This is a genomic window from Micromonospora sp. NRRL B-16802, from assembly GCF_001279555.1.
In the GTDB taxonomy this organism is placed as follows: Bacteria; Actinomycetota; Actinomycetes; order Mycobacteriales; family Micromonosporaceae; genus Micromonospora; species Micromonospora profundi.
In genome coordinates, this window is record NZ_LGEB01000046.1 from 1 (window position 1) to 15,567 (window position 15,567).

Genomic DNA, 15,567 nt, shown 5'->3' on the forward strand with positions numbered 1-15,567 from the left:
CCGACCAGTCCGGGGTATAAATCATAATTGGCACTGGCTTTACAAAGCACCCTGTTGAGTTCTCAAAGAACAACCACACACCGACCAGAAACCCGAAGGATCCCGTTTCGGGGCAACCGCTCAAACTTACTTGGTCGAACTTTCATTGTCAACCTCGTGTCCGAGGCGATCAATTGTGGTTCGTCCGGGACCCACGATGACGCACACCGTACCCGGTGGTCGTTACTGTCGTGGGAAGCCGCAGACCGGCCGATCACCGCTTCGCGGCTCTCCGCCCGGCTCCTGCCGGCTTCAGAACTCTACCCGGTCGGCTTCGCGTCCGCAACCCCGTTTCCGGAGTGTTCCGCACCGCCCGAATCTCCAGCCTCGCTCGGCGTTGCCGCCCCGAGCCTGGTGCCCGGTCTTGGCCCGTTTGTCCGGCCTCCCCCGTGCAGAGAGAAAGTTACGCGGACCGCCCCGAGAAGGCAAATCAGGTTTCATCACTGGCTGATCGCAAGACCCCCGCGGCGTCCGGCGCGAGCTCTGCTCCATTGGACGGCGTACTGCCTGGTGCGGGTTCTGGCCCACGGGACCGAGTGGTGCCCGACGCGGAGTGCAACGGCGTGCCAGAGTGTCAGGCATGGATGAACCCGGGCCGGACGCCACGGTGCTCGCCGAGGAAGCCCTGCTCGGCCTCCTTCTGCCGTTCTGGCAGGTGGTGATCGGCGCCGTCGTGCTCGTCGTCCTGGTGCTCTCGGTACGACAGCTGGCCCGGCGCGGCAGGTCCCGGATGACCACCGCCCTGCTGGTGACCGGCGGGGTCATCGTCGGTCTCGCGGCGATCGGCGTCCTGCTGGAGGGCTGACCGCTCAGAGTCGGCGGTTGGCCAGGCTGGGCAGTTCGGCGCGGATCGTGGCGAGCCTGTCGAGATCGAGGTCGGCGAAGGCGACTCCGGACCCGTCCGGCAGCTGGGTGAGGACCGTCCCCCACGGGTCGATCATCATGCTGCGTCCGAAGCAGGTGCGGCCGGGGTCGTGGTCGCCGGTCTGACCGGCCGCCGCCACGTAGCACTGGTTTTCGATCGCCCGCGCCCGCAGCAGCACCTCCCAGTGGTCGCGGCCGGTGTGCAGCATGAACGCCGCCGGGACCACGAGCAGATGGGCGCCGCCCTCGCTGGTGAGCTGCCGGTAGAGCTCGGGAAAGCGCAGGTCGTAGCAGATCGACAGCCCGACCCGGAGCCCTTCGACGTCCACCACGACGGGTTGGACCCCGGGCGCGACACTCGCGGATTCCAGATAGGACACCCGGCCGGGGATCTCCACGTCGTACAGATGGATCTTTCGGTAGCTCGCGGCCAGGCTGCCCGTCCGGTCGAAGACCAGCGAGGTGTTGAAGGTGTGCGCCGGATCCGGGCCGACCTCGTGGAACGAGCCGGCCACCACCCAGATGCCGAGCCGCCGCGCGACCCCGGCGAAGAAGCTGCCCACCTCGCCGTCGACCGGCTCCGGCTCGGGCATCCCCGCGGCGGGGCCGAGATAGTCGACGTACTCCGGGAGGATGGCCAGGTCCGCGCCGCCGGCGGCGGCGCGTTCCAGCAGAACCTCGGCGGCGGCCAGGTTTGCCTTGCGGTCGTCCCGGGCGTTCAGCTGGCAGACTGCGACGCGCATGATCCCAGAGTACGGCCGGGACGGCCGGTACGGACAGCGTCAGATGCTGGCGAGCACCAGGGCCCCGGCGGCGAACCCGAGGCCGGCGACCTGGATCGGCCGCAGGCGCTCCCGGTCGACGGCTAGTGCGAGGAGCACAGTGCTGGCCGGGTAGAGCGCGGCGATCGCCGCCACGATGCTGAGGTGCCCCCGGGCGGCGGCGGCCAGGAAGAGCGCGTTGGCGGCGCTGTCGAGCACACCGGCGACCGCCGCCCAGACCAGCACCCGTCGCCCGAGGCGCAACCGCACGCCGGTGCCGACGGCCAGCGCGAGGCCGAAGGCGATCGAGCTGACCCGTACCGCCGCCACCGGCCACATGCCGGCGCTCTCGTCGGCCTGACCCAGGAGCGTGTAGAAGACGCCGAACAGCGCACCGGCGGCGAGCGCGAGGCCGACCTGGCGCGCCGGCACGCTGGCCCGGCCGCCGCTCGCACCCAGGCTGACCAGCGCGATCGCCAGCACCGCGAGGCCGGCGCCGGTGAGCGCCAAGGCACCCGGGAAGGACGCGGTGAACAGGCCGGCGACGATCGGCACCACAGCGGCGGTGATCGCGGTGACCGGCGCCACGACGGCCATCATCCCGCCGGCCAGCGCTCGGTACAGCAGCATGACGCCGCTGGCGCCGGCCAACCCGGCGAGCAGCCCCCAGGCGGTGTCCCGGACGGTCAGCGTGCCAGGCACGACCAGCACCAGCACGACCAGCAGCGGGACGCTCAGCAGTTGGGAGACGACGGTCACGGCGATCGGGTGAGCCCGGCGGGACGCCTTTCCGCCGGAAAAGTCGGCCGTGCCGAACGCGACTGCGGAAATCGCTGCGAGGACAATGGGGAGCATGCGTCAGTCGTACCATAATAGTGACCGTGAAGGATAGTTTGATGACCGAGGCCGCAGGCCGGGTGGGCGCGGTGACCGCTGCTGTGGCCCGGCAGGTACGTGAGCTACGCGCTGCCCGGGGCTGGTCCTTCGAGGAGTTGGCCGGCCGCTCCGGGGTGAGCAAGGCGATGCTCGTGCAGATCGAGAACTCCCGCACCAACCCGAGCATCGGCACGCTGTGCCGGGTCGCTGACGCGTTCGGCGTCAACATCGCGCGACTGCTGGAGCCCGACGAGGAACGCGCCGTGAAGATCACCACCGCGGCGGAGGCACCAGTGCTCTGGCAGGGCGAGCACGGCGGCACCGCCCACCTGCTCAGCGGGCTCGGCGAACCGGACCTTGTCGAGCTGTGGGACTGGCGGCTGGAACCCGGCGAGGCGCACCGCTCCGCCGACCACTCCCGCGGCACCCGCGAGGTCGTGCACGTGCTGACCGGCACGGTTGTCGTCCTGGTCGACGGGCAGGACCACACAGTCCAGGCCGGCGAGACGATCGAGTTCCACGCCGACCGGGAGCACGGCTACCGCAACGACACCGACGAGCCGGCGAAACTGATGATGGTGGTGGTCATCCCGTCGGGCGAGTGGGACCGCCGAACGCGATCACGCCGGCCGCGTCAGGACTGAGCGACCGGCGTGACGCGGGGAGGATCAGGCCGACTTCTCCTCGCGGTCCCGCCGGGCACGGCGCCCGGTGAACTCGCGCGGAACGATCGTCGGGTTGACGTTCTCCAGGACGACCTCGCGGGTGATCAGCACCCGGGCGGCGTCGGGGTTGCTCGGCACCTCGTACATCGCGGAGAGCAGCACTTCCTCGATGATGGCCCGTAGACCGCGGGCGCCCGTGCCCCGCAGCATGGCCTGGTCGGCAATCGCCTCCAGGGCCGGCTCGTCGAACTCCAGCTCGACGCCGTCCAACTCGAAGAGGCGCTGATATTGCCGCACCAGGGCGTTACGGGGCTCGGTGAGGATCCGCACCAGGGCGCTGCGGTCCAGGCTCCGGACGTTGGTGATCACCGGCAGGCGGCCGACGAACTCCGGGATCAGCCCGAACTTGAGCATATCTTCCGGCATGACCTGGCTGAAGATATCGTCGGTCGACCGCTCGGACACCGACCGGAGCCGGGCACCGAAGCCGGTGCCACCCTGCCCGGTGCGGGACTCGATGATCTGGTCGAGGCCCGCGAACGCGCCACCGCAGATGAACAGCACGTTCGTGGTGTCGATCTGGATGAACTCCTGGTGCGGGTGCTTACGACCGCCCTGCGGCGGGACGTTCGCCACAGTGCCTTCGAGCATCTTGAGCAGTGCCTGCTGCACGCCCTCGCCGGAGACGTCACGAGTGATCGACGGGTTCTCCGACTTGCGGGCGATCTTGTCGACCTCGTCGATGTAGATGATGCCGGTCTCGGCGCGCTTGATGTCGTAGTCGGCGGCCTGGATCAGCTTGAGGAGGATGTTCTCCACGTCCTCGCCGACGTAACCCGCCTCGGTCAGCGCTGTGGCGTCGGCGATGGCGAACGGGACGTTCAACATCCGCGCGAGCGTCTGCGCCAGGTGGGTCTTGCCGCAACCCGTCGGGCCGAGCAGCAGGATGTTGGACTTGGCCAGCTCGACGGCGTCATTGCCGGAGCCCGGCGCACCGGCCGCCTCAGCCTGGATCCGCTTGTAGTGGTTGTAGACCGCGACGGCGAGCGCCTTCTTGGCCTGGTCCTGCCCCACGACGTAGTTGTCGAGGAACTGGCAGATCTCCATCGGCTTGGGAAGCTCTTCCCACTTCACCTCGCCGGACTCGGCCAGCTCCTCTTCGATGATCTCGTTACAGAGATCGATGCACTCGTCGCAGATGTAGACCCCTGGGCCCGCGATGAGCTTCTTCACCTGCTTCTGCGACTTGCCGCAGAAGGAGCATTTAAGTAGGTCGCCGCCGTCACCGATCCGTGCCACCTACGTTCTCCCTGCACTCATCGGCCGGAGACCCGGCCCTGACCTGCGGACGCTGCGCGCCGCCCGGCTTGGTTCACCTCACCGGCCGAACCGGCGAAGCGGTACGGACCCGACGTTACCCGCTGACGGGGCATTCTCCGACCCCCAAAACGGGTGTGTCAGAGGTCGGCCGGGAACGGGTGCCCCGGCCAACCTCTGACCCGGTGCTGACTCAGCTGGCCGCGTTGGCAGCCAGCAGGCCCTTCTTACGACTGGTCAGGATGGTGTCGACCAGCCCGTACTCCTTGGACTCCTCGGCCGTCATGATCTTGTCACGGTCGATGTCCTTGCGAACCTGCTCGATCGGGCGGTTGCAGTGGCGGGACAGCATGTCCTCCAGCTGCGTCCGCATCCGCAGGATCTCCCGCGCCTGGATCTCGATGTCCGAGCCCTGCCCGTAGCCGCCCTCGGTGGCCGGCTGGTGGATGATGATCCGCGAGTTCGGAAGAGCCATCCGCTTACCCGCGGTGCCCGCCGACAGCAGCACCGCAGCCGCGCTGGCCGCCTGTCCGAGGCACACAGTGGAGATGTCCGGACGGACGTACTGCATGGTGTCGTAGATCGCCGTCATGGCCGTGAACGAGCCACCCGGCGAGTTGATGTACATGATGATGTCGCGGTCCGGGTCGGTGCCCTCCAGCGTGAGCAGCTGGGCCATCACGTCGTTCGCCGACGCGTCGTCCACCTGCACACCGAGGAAGATGATCCGGTCCTCGAAGAGCTTGTTGTACGGGTTGGACTCCTTGACCCCGTACGACGTGCGCTCGACGAACGACGGGAGGACGTAACGGTTGTGCACGGCCGCGAACTGGGGCGGCAAGCTCAGATCGGTCATCGTCAGCTCCTCAGCTCAGGGTCCCGGCGCCATCCGGAACCTGAGCGGCCCCGATGATCACCTTGTCGATGAAGCCGTAGTCCATGGCCTCCTGGGCGGTGAACCAACGGTCCCGGTCCGAGTCCGCCTCGATCTGCGACTGGCTCTGGCCGGTGTGGTGCGCGACCCGCTCCTGGAACATGCGCTTCGTGTAGAGCATCTGCTCCGCCTGGATGGCGATGTCGGACGCCGTGCCGCCCAGACCACCGGACGGCTGGTGCATCATGATCCGGGCGTGCGGCAGCGCGTACCGCTTGCCCTTGGTGCCCGCGCAGAGCAGCAGCTGGCCCATCGAGGCAGCCATGCCCATCGCCACTGTCGACACGTCGTTGTCGATGAACTGCATGGTGTCGTAGATGGCCATGCCGGAGTAGACCGAGCCACCCGGCGAGTTGATCCACAGGTTGATGTCGCGGTCCGGGTCCTCCGCGGCGAGCAGCAGCAGCTGCGCGCAGATGCGGTTGGCGACCTGGTCGGTCACCTCGCTGCCCAGGAAGATGATGCGTTCCTTGAGCAACCGGTTGTAGACCGAGTCGTCGAGGTTGCCAATCGAGTCGCCACCGCGGGCATCGATCGCCCGGCGCGACGTCGTTGGGATGTGCATGTCGGTCATGGCAGCCCTTCGCTCTCCGTACCGTCTTTCCCGACACTAACCGCTACCCGAGGCGGCAGAGTCCCGGTCGGGGCACTGTTCGCTCTCAGCGCAGTTGGGTCGGGCGCACCCGCGGCGCGGGCTTCCGGGCGTACCCGGGAATGGGTGTGGCCGCCGTGCACCGCGCAAGCGGCGGACGGCGGCCGCACCCGACGATCAGTGCTCGTGGTTGTGCTCCGCCTCGTTGGCTGCGCGCAGCGCGTCCAGGGTGACCTCGTTGCCGGCCGAGTCCTTGATCGTGATCCGCTCCATGACGGCGGCGAGCGCCTTGCCCCGGCGCACGTCACCGAAGACCGCGGCAGCAGCGCCCGAGCGCACCAGCTGGTCGTAGTACTGCTGCGGAGCCATCCCGGCGCGCTGCGCCCGGTGCACGATCTCGTGACCGAACTCGTCGTCGGAGACCTGCACGTCCTCGGCGTCGGCAAGCGTGTCCAGCAGGAGCTGCACCTTGACGCCCTCGGTCGCCGCCTCGGTCAGCTCGGCGTCGATCTGCTCCTCGGTCTTCTCCTCGGCAGCGAGGTACTCCTCCAGGGAGGCGCCGATCCGCTCCAGCTGGTCGACCATGGCCTGCTTGCGGCTGGCGACCTCCTCGCGGATGACACCCTCCGGCGCCGGCACCTCGGCGGCCTCGACAAGCTGCGCCAGCGCCTTGTCCCGCGCGGCGTAGATCTGCTCGACCTGCTTGCCCTGCGTGACCCGGGCCCGCAGGTCGCCGCGCAGCTCCTCGATGGTGTCGAACTCGCTCGCCATCTGGGCGAAGTCGTCGTTCAGCTCCGGCAGCTCCTTCTCCTTGACCGTGCGCACGGTCACCGCCACGTCGGCGTCCCGGCCGGCGAAGTCGCCGCCGACCAACTGGGTGGTGAAGGTGGTGTTGTCGCCGGCGGCGAGGCCGACCACTGCCTCGTCCAGGCCCGGCAGGAGCTGCTTGCTGCCCACCTCGTGGGAGATGTTGCTGGCCTGACCGCCGGGCACGTCCTCGCCGTCGACAGTCGCGTTCAGGTCGATCTGCACGTAGTCGCCCTCGGCGGCGGCCCGCTCGACCGTCTTGAGGGTGGCGAACCGCTCACGCAGGTTCTTCACCTGCTCGTCGATCTCGCTCTCGTCGATCTGCAGCTCGTCGACGGTCACCTCGATGGTGCTCGCGTCGGGCAGGGTGATCTCCGGGCGGACGTCGACCTCGGCCGTGAAGTTCAGCGAGTCACCGTCGTTGAACTCGGTGATCTCGACCTCCGGACGACCAAGCGTCTTCAGGTCGTGCTCCCGCACGGCGGCGAGGATGTTCTCCGGGATGGCGTCCTGGACCGCCTCGTTGAGGACGGTGCCCCGGCCCACCCGCTGGTCGATCACCGCGGTCGGCACCTTGCCCCGGCGGAAGCCCGGAACCTGGACCTGCGAACCGATCTCCCGGTACGCCTTCTTGAGGCTCGGCTCGAGCTCGACGAACGGCACCTCGATGGCGAGCCGCACGCGCGTCGGGCTCAGAGTCTCGACGGTGCTCTTCACAGGCGTACTCCTTGACGGATCTTGGTTTTTAGTCTGGGCCTTCGATTGGCCCATCGAGTGTAGGCGAGCCGGCACGGCCGGCCACTAGCGCCCGGGGCGACCCGGACGCTGACGACAGTCGGGGTGGCGGGATTTGAACCCACGGCCCCTCGCTCCCAAAGCGAGTGCGCTACCAAGCTGCGCCACACCCCGTGGCGACGTGCAGTCTATGCCGTCGCCGCCCCGCGAGCGGTGCCGGGGCGTCCCCACCGGGACAGATTCCCCGAAAGCGGGCGCGGCCCGCGCGTGGGCACCTGCAAGATCCGCACAACATCAAGGAAATCGTGGCCTGCGCGCGTGGCTGCCCGCAAGATCCGCACAACATCAGGGATGTAGTGGTATCCGCGCGCCGTGAGGCACCACTTTCCCTGAAGTTGCGCAGATCTTGGACGGAATGCGCGGCGGTGGAGGAGCGACGCAAGGCGGTGGCGCGGGGGCCAGGGGCATTGGGTACGCTGTCGGCGCGTCCCGTTTCGGCGGGGTGTGCGCGGGCGTAGCTCAATGGTAGAGCTTCAGTCTTCCAAACTGACGGTGCGGGTTCGATTCCCGTCGCCCGCTCCAACAACACGCGCAGGCCAGCACCTTGATCATCGATCACCGGCTCAACCGTGGTCGTTGGCGATCGGCCTTCGTGCCACTGATCTATCACACACGGTGTCACATCACGCCGGCCGCGCGCTTGCTGCGGCGCCGGGATCAGGTCTCGCCCCGCCCAGGCTTTCGTGGCCGGCGGCGGCGCTTCCGCAGCGATAAACCGGCCTCCCGCCCGCCCCCGGCATCGCCCGACCCCTGCTCGGCGGCACGCTTGCCAGCTCGCTCCTGCCGCGCACGCCGATACGTCAGATAGGCGACGATCGTGGCGCCCAGCGCGGCCATCCCCGACCCGGCACCAACCACGAAGCGGTTCAGCGCGGCCACGATCACGCTGGTGCGGTTCTGAACCGTGTCCGTCACCTCCACGTCAAGGTCGAAGTAGCGGGTGGGGAACAGCGGTACGTTGCTGTCGCCCCTCAGGCTTGTCACGCTGATCTGGAAAATCAGCCGCCCCGGGTTCGCGCCGACCTGCACCGACCAGCGCCACTCGGCAACATCACCGGGCGCGGCTATGACCTGCTCCGGTGGGCTGCTGGCTCTGACTGTTGCGTCACTGCCGTACCAGGACAGTTCCGCCTGCACTCGGCCGCCGACCGGCACGTTGCCCAACTCCTCCGCCTCAGCTGGACGGGTGGGGTTCTTGGGCAGTTGCTGTGGTGGTTCGGATGGGTTGACGGTGCATGGGATGTTGCCGGGGGCGCACACGGCGAGAGCGACGGGGAAAGATTCACCGACTTCGACCTGCTGTCGCAGGCGGGCGCTGGCGTTGCCGCTGTAGAGGGCGGCCCGGTCGGTGAGGAGGGCGTTCAGGTATTCGCTCTGCTTTTGCTCCGGCGTAGGTTTCGCCGTTGGTGCCCCTGGGTCCAGGCCCTCAGGTCGTTCCGGCGGCACCGGAGCCCCTGGCTCAGGAGAGTCGGCACCCGACAGGGGTATCAGCAGGGTTCCCACCCCGCAGCCGACCATTACGGTGCCGACGATGGCGGCGACGGTGGCGAGGCGTTTCACGACGTTGACGTCCTGGGTGTTGAACTCCCCCACGCGGGCCTCCTCGTCGCCGTCGAGTCACGTCAAGTGTGAGGTGTCGGGGCGACATCCGCGGCCCGCGCGAACCCCATATCGCGTAAGGCCGACATTCCCTGAGGACGTCTTGTACCTGGCATCCGCGCAGTCGGTCAGGTGGTTGGCATACCGGGAGCACGGGGCGGAAGACAGTCTGGTTGGATCGGCGTTCATGCAAATGGTGGAACGCCCCTGGGGCATCACCGCGTTCGGTGCAGCGAGCGTGAAGGCCCTACCGAATCTTGTACGCGTAAGGTTCAAGATCGTACGGCTGGAGCAGACCCCGGCCGCCGCGTTCGAGGCGGCCCGCACAGCCGTGCGGGCCGTGCGCGGCGCACTGCGCGAGCACGGGATAGCCGACGCGGCGGTCGAGGGTTCGCGCCTGGACCTGAAGACAGCCACCGAATACGCGGACGGGTCACGCAGGTTCATCGGCTACCAATGCCAGGCGGCCTTTGCGGTCCAGTCCGGCGTACTGGACGACGTCGAACCACTGCTGATCGACATCGTCTCGGCGGGTGCCAACGAGATCGAGGGCGTCGACTTCGACGTCACAGGCAAGCGCGAACTGCGGGCCGAGGCTCGGCGCCAGGCAGTGGCCGCGGCCCGGGCAAAGGCCGAGCTGTACGCCGAGGCCGCCAGCGTACGCATCGGTGCGGTCCTGCACATTGAGGACATCGACCCGGAACAGCCGGGCGCTGCCCGCTACCGCGGCCACGCCGAGGCCGCCGCTACGAGCGCCCAGGACCTCGCCCCAGGCCACGTCGTCGTGTCCGCCGCCGTGGTCCTTGGCTATGCCGTAGCCGGTGCCTGACCAAACCCGCAAGCGCGGACGCTCAACATCATGTGCGTGCAGCTGCCGCGAGGCGCGAGGTCATCAGGGCTCGGGTTACCTGCCGGCCCGTTTACCTCTCCCCCGCTGCGGATCTTGCCGTGGCGAGCGCGAGGCCGGCAGTCGTACAGACCCGTCCCGTCGGATGGGCTGGCGTGTGCGACGCTGCGGCCGTGCGTACCGTATTCGTCTTTCCGGAATCGGAGCAGGCTTCCGTCGTCGCTCTGCTGGACCGGTTGTCTCCGGGTCAGAGGAATCCATGGCTCGTGGACGGGTGCCTGTACGGGGAGCTGACCAGTGCGGGCGAAGACCTGTACGCGGATTGGGAGCCGGAGGCCGTGCGAGGGCTGACCAGGGCGTGCGGCCGGCTACCCGGTTGGGCGCTTCAGGTCGACGTCTCCGGCCGGGTCGACGGGACGGTTGAGGTACGCCGTCTGACGTTGGCGCTGCTCGTACGGGGCGGTGTCGCCGTGGACGACTACTCCGACCATCCGTGGACGGCAGAAGAGATCGCCGACGACGTGACGGTTGACGGTCTGCGCTTCTTCGACTTCGCCACCTACCACGAACGGACCAGGCAGCGGTCGGACCTCAGCCCGCCTGCACAGACCTCGTGAGCCACGCGGCGAGCTGTGCGCTGACCTGCTCGCCGACGGCGGGCGCCGCGCGTTGGGCAAGTGCGCCGAGGTCGGCGCGTTGCGCGGGCGGGATGTCGAGTGTGGGCAGTCGGGTACGCCGCCAGGTGGTGTGGTCGGCGTCCCGCACGAGCCGGGTGAGGTCGGCGCGGCCGCGTCGGGCCAGCCCGGGATCCGGGTCGACGGCCAGGAGAAGGGCGGCGCGCAACCGCTCGGGTACGTCCCGGGTGCCGAGCAGCCGGTAGCCCGCGCGCCGCAACTCCACCCGCGGTCCGGCGAGCAACTGCCAGGGCAGCTCCGCCGCAAGGGTTGCCGCGACTGGTCGTAGCGCGTTGACGGCCTCGCGGACGACCGACGGTGACGGGTCCGTCAGCAGTGGCGTGACCTGGTGGGCGTCCACGGCGCCGAGGTGGCGGAGGCCGCGTACGGCCGCAGCGCGGATCTTCGCGGCCGGGTGGCTGAGAAGTCCGTCGAGCAGGTGCGCGTCGGACTCCGAGGCGGTTTCGCTGAACCCGGCGATCGCGCCCGGCGTGGGCTCCGGGCCACCGATCGACGCCCGGTAGTGCGCCCTGGCGTCGATGCCGGCGCGGCGCGCGGCCTCCCGGGCGATGGCCCGCACCAGCGACGCGGTGTCGTCGAGGCGCGTGGCCACCTCGGCCTGCTCCCCGAGGCGCAGCAGGCCGGTGAGGGCGACGGAGCGTACGTCCGGCCGACGGTCGCGGGCCTACCGCCGCAGGATCGGGAGCCGGCCGGTCCACACCGCTTCCCGGCAGGCGGCTTCGGCCGCGAGCGAACGGAGGCGTACGTCGGTCTCGGACTCGGCGACGGCGACCAGGTCGTCGATGCGCAGCCGGCGTTGCGTCATCTCCAGTTCGAAGACGAGCCGCCGCTGGGCCGGCGAGCCGGCGGCGCCGACCACTCGGCGTACGGCTGGCGGTGCGCTGAGCAGCGCGGCCGTGACCTGGTTGACGGCGAAGCCGCCGCGCGTGCGTGCGTCCATCAGGAGTGCCATCGGCAGCGCCGCCGGAAGGTACCTGGCCGGGTCGTCGGCGAGCAGCAACGCGAGACCCGCGCGGGCCGGCTCCCGGACCTGCGCGACCCAGTCCCCGGTGCGCAGCGCCAGGAACGGCAGCAGGTCGGGGCTTCGATCGGTGAGCATGACCCGCACCGCGCGTTCACGGACGTGGCCGTCGGAGTGGATGCTCGCCAACGCCGCGACGAGCGGGGCCACTGTGGGCTGGTGCAGCCGCTTGATCAACTGGTTCAGTTGCGAAGACCGGCTGGGCCGGTGCCACACCGTCTGCCGGGCGGAGTTGTCGAGCCAGGCGGTGAGCCTCGGGGACTCTGCGATCACGGCGAGCGCCGCCCGACCCAGGTCGCTGTCGTCTGTGGCGGCGACGTCGGTCAGCAGGGAGGCGAGGTCGTCCAATGGCTCCCTGCCACCACCGACGGCACGGCGGGCAGCGGCGACGATTGCCGCCAACGCCACGTCCGCGCTGGGTCTGTCCCCGTGCCTCGGTGTCCACCACCTCACACGATCATGCTGCCGTACGCGATGCTCGGCGCGGACGCCAGCACACCCCTGGCGCCGCGCCCGATCCCAGTCCATGATCTCGCCATGACTCCCTCTCCGGTCGTCAGCCCCGTGGAAACGCGGCCCCGTCGTAACTGGTTCTTCCTTGTGTCACTGATCCCCATTGCTGTCGCGCTGGCCGGCTCCGTGATGTTGCTGTTCGTCCTCCGCTCCGAAGGTGACCTGGGACAGCCCCTCCCGCTGGGCCAGGCGGTCACCGTGCAGCTCTCGGACGAAAAGCTGGTGTGGTACAGGACGACCGATGGAGGCCCTCCTGACGTCACGTGCGCGGCGTCGCCAAAGGACGGCATCGAGATTGTCGAGTTCAGGCAGGAAGGCGCGCTCCTCAAGGGCATCACGCTCGACGACGGACAGTGGCGCGGCCTGCTCACGCTTCACGCCAGGCCAGCCGCCAGCTACGAGGTGACCTGCACGGCAGCGAATACCGGTCCGCAGGCGGCCCTGTCGATCGGTGATCCGCCACGCTTCTACGGCCCCAAGGAGACCGCACTGGGCAGCCTTGCGGCGTTGGGTGTGGCAGCCGTAGGCGCGGTCACCGGCCTGTTGCTGGCGGTGGCCCGCATGGTTCGACGCGGTGTACGCAGGGCCCGCCTCCAGCGGGAGCGCACCTCCGCGCAGGGTGGGTGACCCGCTGCGGGCGCCCCAGATCTCTTGACAGGTGTCGATCCGTGCACTGGTGTGGGCAGCAGTGACATCGACGTCCGTCAGGAGGGCACATGATCGTCCGACGACGGTGGACAGCTGCCGCCACCACAGCGATCCTGATCAGCGCGGCACTGTCCCACCCCGGTCCGGCCACCGCGGCACCCACCGCGCCCGCACCCATCACCCTGACCACCACCGAAACCGCTCTGGTAAGGGTGCAGCTGCGCGACCAGGCGCAGCTCGACCGTCTGGTCGCCAGCGGCGCGGACCTCGCCAACCGGCCCAGGGCCCGCGACGGACGGATCCTCGCCGACCTGGTGCTCACCGGCGCACAGCTCGCGGACCTGACCGCACAGGGCGCGACAGCTGTGCAGATCGTGCAGCGCGCCGGGGACGGCAGCCGGCACTTCGCCGAGAGCGTCCGCGCGGCCCAGGCCCGCACCGCTGCCGGGCTGCGCGCGCCGTCGGCCAACGCTGGCGAGCGGACCACCACCGCTGCCGCCGTCGACACCCTCCAGGTGCAGCAGGCGTACTGGTGGACGACCGGCGGTCAGACGTTCCTCCAGGCCCAGGTGGCCACCACCGCCACCGACGACCCGGACGTGGAGATCACCGTCAGTTGGCGGACGGCCGACGGCGCCACCGGCTCGTTCCCGCTGTACCGGTTCGAGGATTCGGGTGAGTACCAGTACCACTACAACCTCCCCCAGCCGGTGCCGAGCCGGCCGGTCCAGTTGACCGCCACCTCCAGCCTCGGCGGGGTCAGCCGGGTGGTCACTCCGGCGCTCTGGCCGAACGCCACCCCGCCCCCGCTGCCCGCCGGCTACCAGAAGGACTTCATCGACGCGTACCTGACGCCTGTGGACATCCAGGCGCGGATCAAGCGGCTGGCCCGCCAGTACCGGGACCTGGTGGACGTCATCGACCTGCCGAACAAGACCCAGGGGTACCGGCGCACCGCCGCCGCGTACCTCGGTGACCCGGCGGTCGCCGCCGTGGTCGTCGAGTCGGTCCGCTTCGGCGACCAGAACATGAACGGCGTGCAGGTGCGCACTGTCGACCCGGGCCGGCGGAACCGACCGCTGACAGTTGGCTACCGCGACCGGGTGCTCACCGTCTCGCTGGCCACCGACACCGCCGGCAAGACGGTGACCACCACCGACGAGGTCGCGGCGGCCATCAACGCCCGGCAACCGAACCGGTTCCGAGCCACCGTCGAGGACGGCTCGGCCGGGCTGCCCATGCCGGTCGCCGGCCCCGCCCGGCTCGACGACGGCCTCCAGGGCACCGAGGTGCCGGCGAAGCCGTGGACGGTGCAGGCGCTGCGCCTCGGCGTACACCGCGACGGCTCCCGGGTCGGTGTGCTCGCGTACTCCCAGGAACACGCCCGGGAGTGGGCCACGCCGCTGGTGACGCTTGAGTTCGCCGAGCGGATGCTCGCCAACTACCGCACCGACGCGGCAACCCGTGAGCTGCTGGAACAGGTGGACATCTTCGTCATCCCGACGGTCAACCCGGATGGCGCGAACTACTCGTTCAACGACTACAACTTCCAGCGCAAGAACCTTGTGAACCACTGCACCGGGCCGGCCCGCGACCCGAAGAACCGCAACTCGTGGGGCGTCGACGTCAACCGCAACTACACGGTCGGGTCGTACTTCGACGGGTACGTGGGCGCCAGCGCCAACTGCCTGTCCGGCAACTACGCGGGCACGGCCGAGCTGTCCGAGGCCGAGAGCAGCAACGTCATCGCGCTTGCCCGGGCCCACACCAACATCAAGTTCGCGATGAACGTGCACTCCTACGGCGGGTACTTCATGTGGCCGCCGGGGGCGTACCGGGCCGACGGGCGGATCACGCTGCCCCGGCCGTCGATCGACGAGTCGACGCTGTTCCTCAACAGCGCCCGGCGGATCGTCGGCGCCATCGCGCAGGAACGCGGCACCGTGACCTGGCCGTCGCAGACCGGCCCGGTCGCCGACGTGCTCTACTCCGCCGCCGGCAACTCCGCCGACCAGCTCTACTACGAGCTGGGCATCTTCGCCTGGGACTTCGAGGTCGGCAACGACAGGTGGAACCCGACGACGGGCGAGTGGGAGGGCGTCGGCTTCCAGCCGCCGTTCGACGAGGCACACGGCGAATCTCAGGAGTACGCCGGCGGGCTGGTCGAGCTGGTCCGGGTGGCCCGCGACTACGCAGCCGCCCAGGGCTGACCCTCAGGCGGTGCCGCACCCGATCGTGGGCGCGGCACCGCCTGGTGGCATTTCGGCTGTTTCCGGCCGGTTGCCGTCGGGTACGGCTTCTCTTCATGGAGACGAAGAGCACCGCACACCTGATCGGCGGCCCCCGGGACGGCAGCACCCACGACACCGGTGGAGACGCCCTCGTAGAGATCGAAATCGACGGCATGATGCACCGCTACATCCGGACCACCAAGCACCACGACGACGGCGGGCCGCTCTACAACTACGACGGGATGGTCGCCCCCGACGGCGGCGAGCCCGGCGTCGAGGACCCGGCCGCCCGGGTCGTCTCACCGCGCGCCGACGCCGAGGGGCACGGCGGAAGCCACTGACCCGCACAACGACGGCACCAAT

General features: G+C 69.4%; 16 protein-coding genes and 2 tRNA genes. 8 read left to right on the top strand and 10 right to left on the bottom strand.

The annotated features are described in order from the left end of the window. The first annotated feature begins 619 nt into the window (after positions 1–619). A complete protein-coding gene (locus ADK66_RS06400) occupies positions 620–844 on the top strand; it encodes a hypothetical protein (protein WP_053652973.1) in 225 nt (74 codons plus the stop codon). 4 nt (positions 845–848) lie between these two features. On the opposite strand, the gene ADK66_RS06405 is transcribed toward ADK66_RS06400, so the two are convergent. Then, positions 849–1,646, bottom strand: coding sequence for a carbon-nitrogen hydrolase family protein (locus ADK66_RS06405; RefSeq protein WP_053652974.1), 798 nt, complete (start codon positions 1,644–1,646; stop codon positions 849–851). 39 nt (positions 1,647–1,685) lie between these two features. Beyond that, entirely contained in the window at positions 1,686–2,519 is an 834-nt protein-coding gene (locus tag ADK66_RS06410; protein WP_053652975.1) for a DMT family transporter, read from the bottom strand. A 41-nt stretch (positions 2,520–2,560) separates the two neighbouring features. Between ADK66_RS06410 and ADK66_RS06415 the strand changes: the two genes are divergently transcribed. Then, positions 2,561–3,184 (top strand): cupin domain-containing protein, encoded by a 624-nt coding sequence (locus tag ADK66_RS06415; RefSeq protein ID WP_053652976.1) that lies wholly within the window; start codon positions 2,561–2,563, stop codon positions 3,182–3,184. Positions 3,185–3,208: 24 nt separating this feature from the next. On the opposite strand, the gene clpX is transcribed toward ADK66_RS06415, so the two are convergent. The 5 genes from clpX to ADK66_RS06440 all read right to left on the bottom strand — a co-directional run bounded on the left by clpX (position 3,209) and on the right by ADK66_RS06440 (position 7,764). Then, positions 3,209–4,504, bottom strand: a complete 1,296-nt coding sequence (gene clpX / locus ADK66_RS06420; protein ID WP_053652977.1) for an ATP-dependent Clp protease ATP-binding subunit ClpX — start codon at positions 4,502–4,504, stop codon at positions 3,209–3,211. Between the two features lie 211 nt (positions 4,505–4,715). Next, entirely contained in the window at positions 4,716–5,378 is a 663-nt protein-coding gene (locus ADK66_RS06425) for an ATP-dependent Clp protease proteolytic subunit (protein WP_053652978.1), read from the bottom strand. A 10-nt stretch (positions 5,379–5,388) separates the two neighbouring features. Next, a complete protein-coding gene (locus tag ADK66_RS06430) occupies positions 5,389–6,030 on the bottom strand; it encodes an ATP-dependent Clp protease proteolytic subunit (protein ID WP_053652979.1) in 642 nt (213 codons plus the stop codon). 195 nt (positions 6,031–6,225) lie between these two features. Continuing rightward, positions 6,226–7,572 carry a trigger factor gene (tig, locus tag ADK66_RS06435; protein ID WP_053652980.1) on the bottom strand — a complete coding sequence of 449 codons (1,347 nt, stop codon included), beginning with the start codon at positions 7,570–7,572 and terminating at the stop codon, positions 6,226–6,228. 118 nt (positions 7,573–7,690) lie between these two features. Then, positions 7,691–7,764: transfer RNA gene (locus tag ADK66_RS06440), tRNA-Pro, on the bottom strand. Positions 7,765–8,098: 334 nt separating this feature from the next. Here ADK66_RS06440 and ADK66_RS06445 point away from each other — a divergent pair. Next, positions 8,099–8,172: transfer RNA gene (locus ADK66_RS06445), tRNA-Gly, on the top strand. Between the two features lie 135 nt (positions 8,173–8,307). On the opposite strand, the gene ADK66_RS06450 is transcribed toward ADK66_RS06445, so the two are convergent. Continuing rightward, positions 8,308–9,243 carry a hypothetical protein gene (locus tag ADK66_RS06450; protein ID WP_053652981.1) on the bottom strand — a complete coding sequence of 312 codons (936 nt, stop codon included), beginning with the start codon at positions 9,241–9,243 and terminating at the stop codon, positions 8,308–8,310. Between the two features lie 109 nt (positions 9,244–9,352). On the opposite strand from ADK66_RS06450, the gene ADK66_RS06455 reads away from it, so the two are divergent. Continuing rightward, positions 9,353–10,078: an SIMPL domain-containing protein gene (locus ADK66_RS06455; RefSeq protein WP_231639931.1), complete on the top strand. Its 726-nt coding sequence runs from the start codon at positions 9,353–9,355 to the stop codon at positions 10,076–10,078. A gap of 191 nt (positions 10,079–10,269) precedes the next feature. Continuing rightward, complete coding sequence (locus ADK66_RS06460) at positions 10,270–10,713, top strand: hypothetical protein (RefSeq protein ID WP_157552293.1); 444 nt, start codon at positions 10,270–10,272, stop codon at positions 10,711–10,713. Here ADK66_RS06460 and ADK66_RS32205 read toward each other — a convergent pair. Together ADK66_RS32205 and ADK66_RS32210 are read right to left on the bottom strand one after the other, a co-directional pair. Further along, positions 10,688–11,383, bottom strand: coding sequence for a HEAT repeat domain-containing protein (locus ADK66_RS32205; RefSeq protein ID WP_231639932.1), 696 nt, complete (start codon positions 11,381–11,383; stop codon positions 10,688–10,690). The two genes, ADK66_RS06460 and ADK66_RS32205, sit on opposite strands and share 26 nt — an antisense overlap. Before the next feature lie 72 nt (positions 11,384–11,455). Beyond that, positions 11,456–12,220: a hypothetical protein gene (locus tag ADK66_RS32210; RefSeq protein ID WP_231639933.1), complete on the bottom strand. Its 765-nt coding sequence runs from the start codon at positions 12,218–12,220 to the stop codon at positions 11,456–11,458. A gap of 129 nt (positions 12,221–12,349) precedes the next feature. Here ADK66_RS32210 and ADK66_RS06470 point away from each other — a divergent pair, with 129 nt between their 5' ends. The 3 genes from ADK66_RS06470 to ADK66_RS06480 all read left to right on the top strand — a co-directional run bounded on the left by ADK66_RS06470 (position 12,350) and on the right by ADK66_RS06480 (position 15,545). Then, positions 12,350–12,952 (top strand): hypothetical protein, encoded by a 603-nt coding sequence (locus ADK66_RS06470; RefSeq protein ID WP_167943011.1) that lies wholly within the window; start codon positions 12,350–12,352, stop codon positions 12,950–12,952. Positions 12,953–13,041: 89 nt separating this feature from the next. Beyond that, positions 13,042–15,183 (top strand): M14 family zinc carboxypeptidase, encoded by a 2,142-nt coding sequence (locus ADK66_RS06475; RefSeq protein WP_053652985.1) that lies wholly within the window; start codon positions 13,042–13,044, stop codon positions 15,181–15,183. Between the two features lie 95 nt (positions 15,184–15,278). Then, positions 15,279–15,545 carry a hypothetical protein gene (locus tag ADK66_RS06480; protein WP_053652986.1) on the top strand — a complete coding sequence of 89 codons (267 nt, stop codon included), beginning with the start codon at positions 15,279–15,281 and terminating at the stop codon, positions 15,543–15,545. The last annotated feature ends 22 nt before the right edge of the window (positions 15,546–15,567 follow it).

Bases quoted from the DNA above. Each gene is read 5' to 3' on its own strand.
- ADK66_RS06400 (WP_053652973.1), top strand. From the start codon at position 620: ATGGATGAACCCGGGCCGGACGCCACGGTGCTCGCCGAGGAAGCCCTG.
- ADK66_RS06405 (WP_053652974.1), bottom strand. From the start codon at position 1,646: ATGCGCGTCGCAGTCTGCCAGCTGAACGCCCGGGACGACCGCAAGGCA.
- ADK66_RS06410 (WP_053652975.1), bottom strand. From the start codon at position 2,519: ATGCTCCCCATTGTCCTCGCAGCGATTTCCGCAGTCGCGTTCGGCACG.
- ADK66_RS06415 (WP_053652976.1), top strand. From the start codon at position 2,561: ATGACCGAGGCCGCAGGCCGGGTGGGCGCGGTGACCGCTGCTGTGGCC.
- ADK66_RS06425 (WP_053652978.1), bottom strand. From the start codon at position 5,378: ATGACCGATCTGAGCTTGCCGCCCCAGTTCGCGGCCGTGCACAACCGT.
- ADK66_RS06430 (WP_053652979.1), bottom strand. From the start codon at position 6,030: ATGACCGACATGCACATCCCAACGACGTCGCGCCGGGCGATCGATGCC.
- ADK66_RS06470 (WP_167943011.1), top strand. From the start codon at position 12,350: ATGACTCCCTCTCCGGTCGTCAGCCCCGTGGAAACGCGGCCCCGTCGT.
- ADK66_RS06475 (WP_053652985.1), top strand. From the start codon at position 13,042: ATGATCGTCCGACGACGGTGGACAGCTGCCGCCACCACAGCGATCCTG.
- ADK66_RS06480 (WP_053652986.1), top strand. From the start codon at position 15,279: ATGGAGACGAAGAGCACCGCACACCTGATCGGCGGCCCCCGGGACGGC.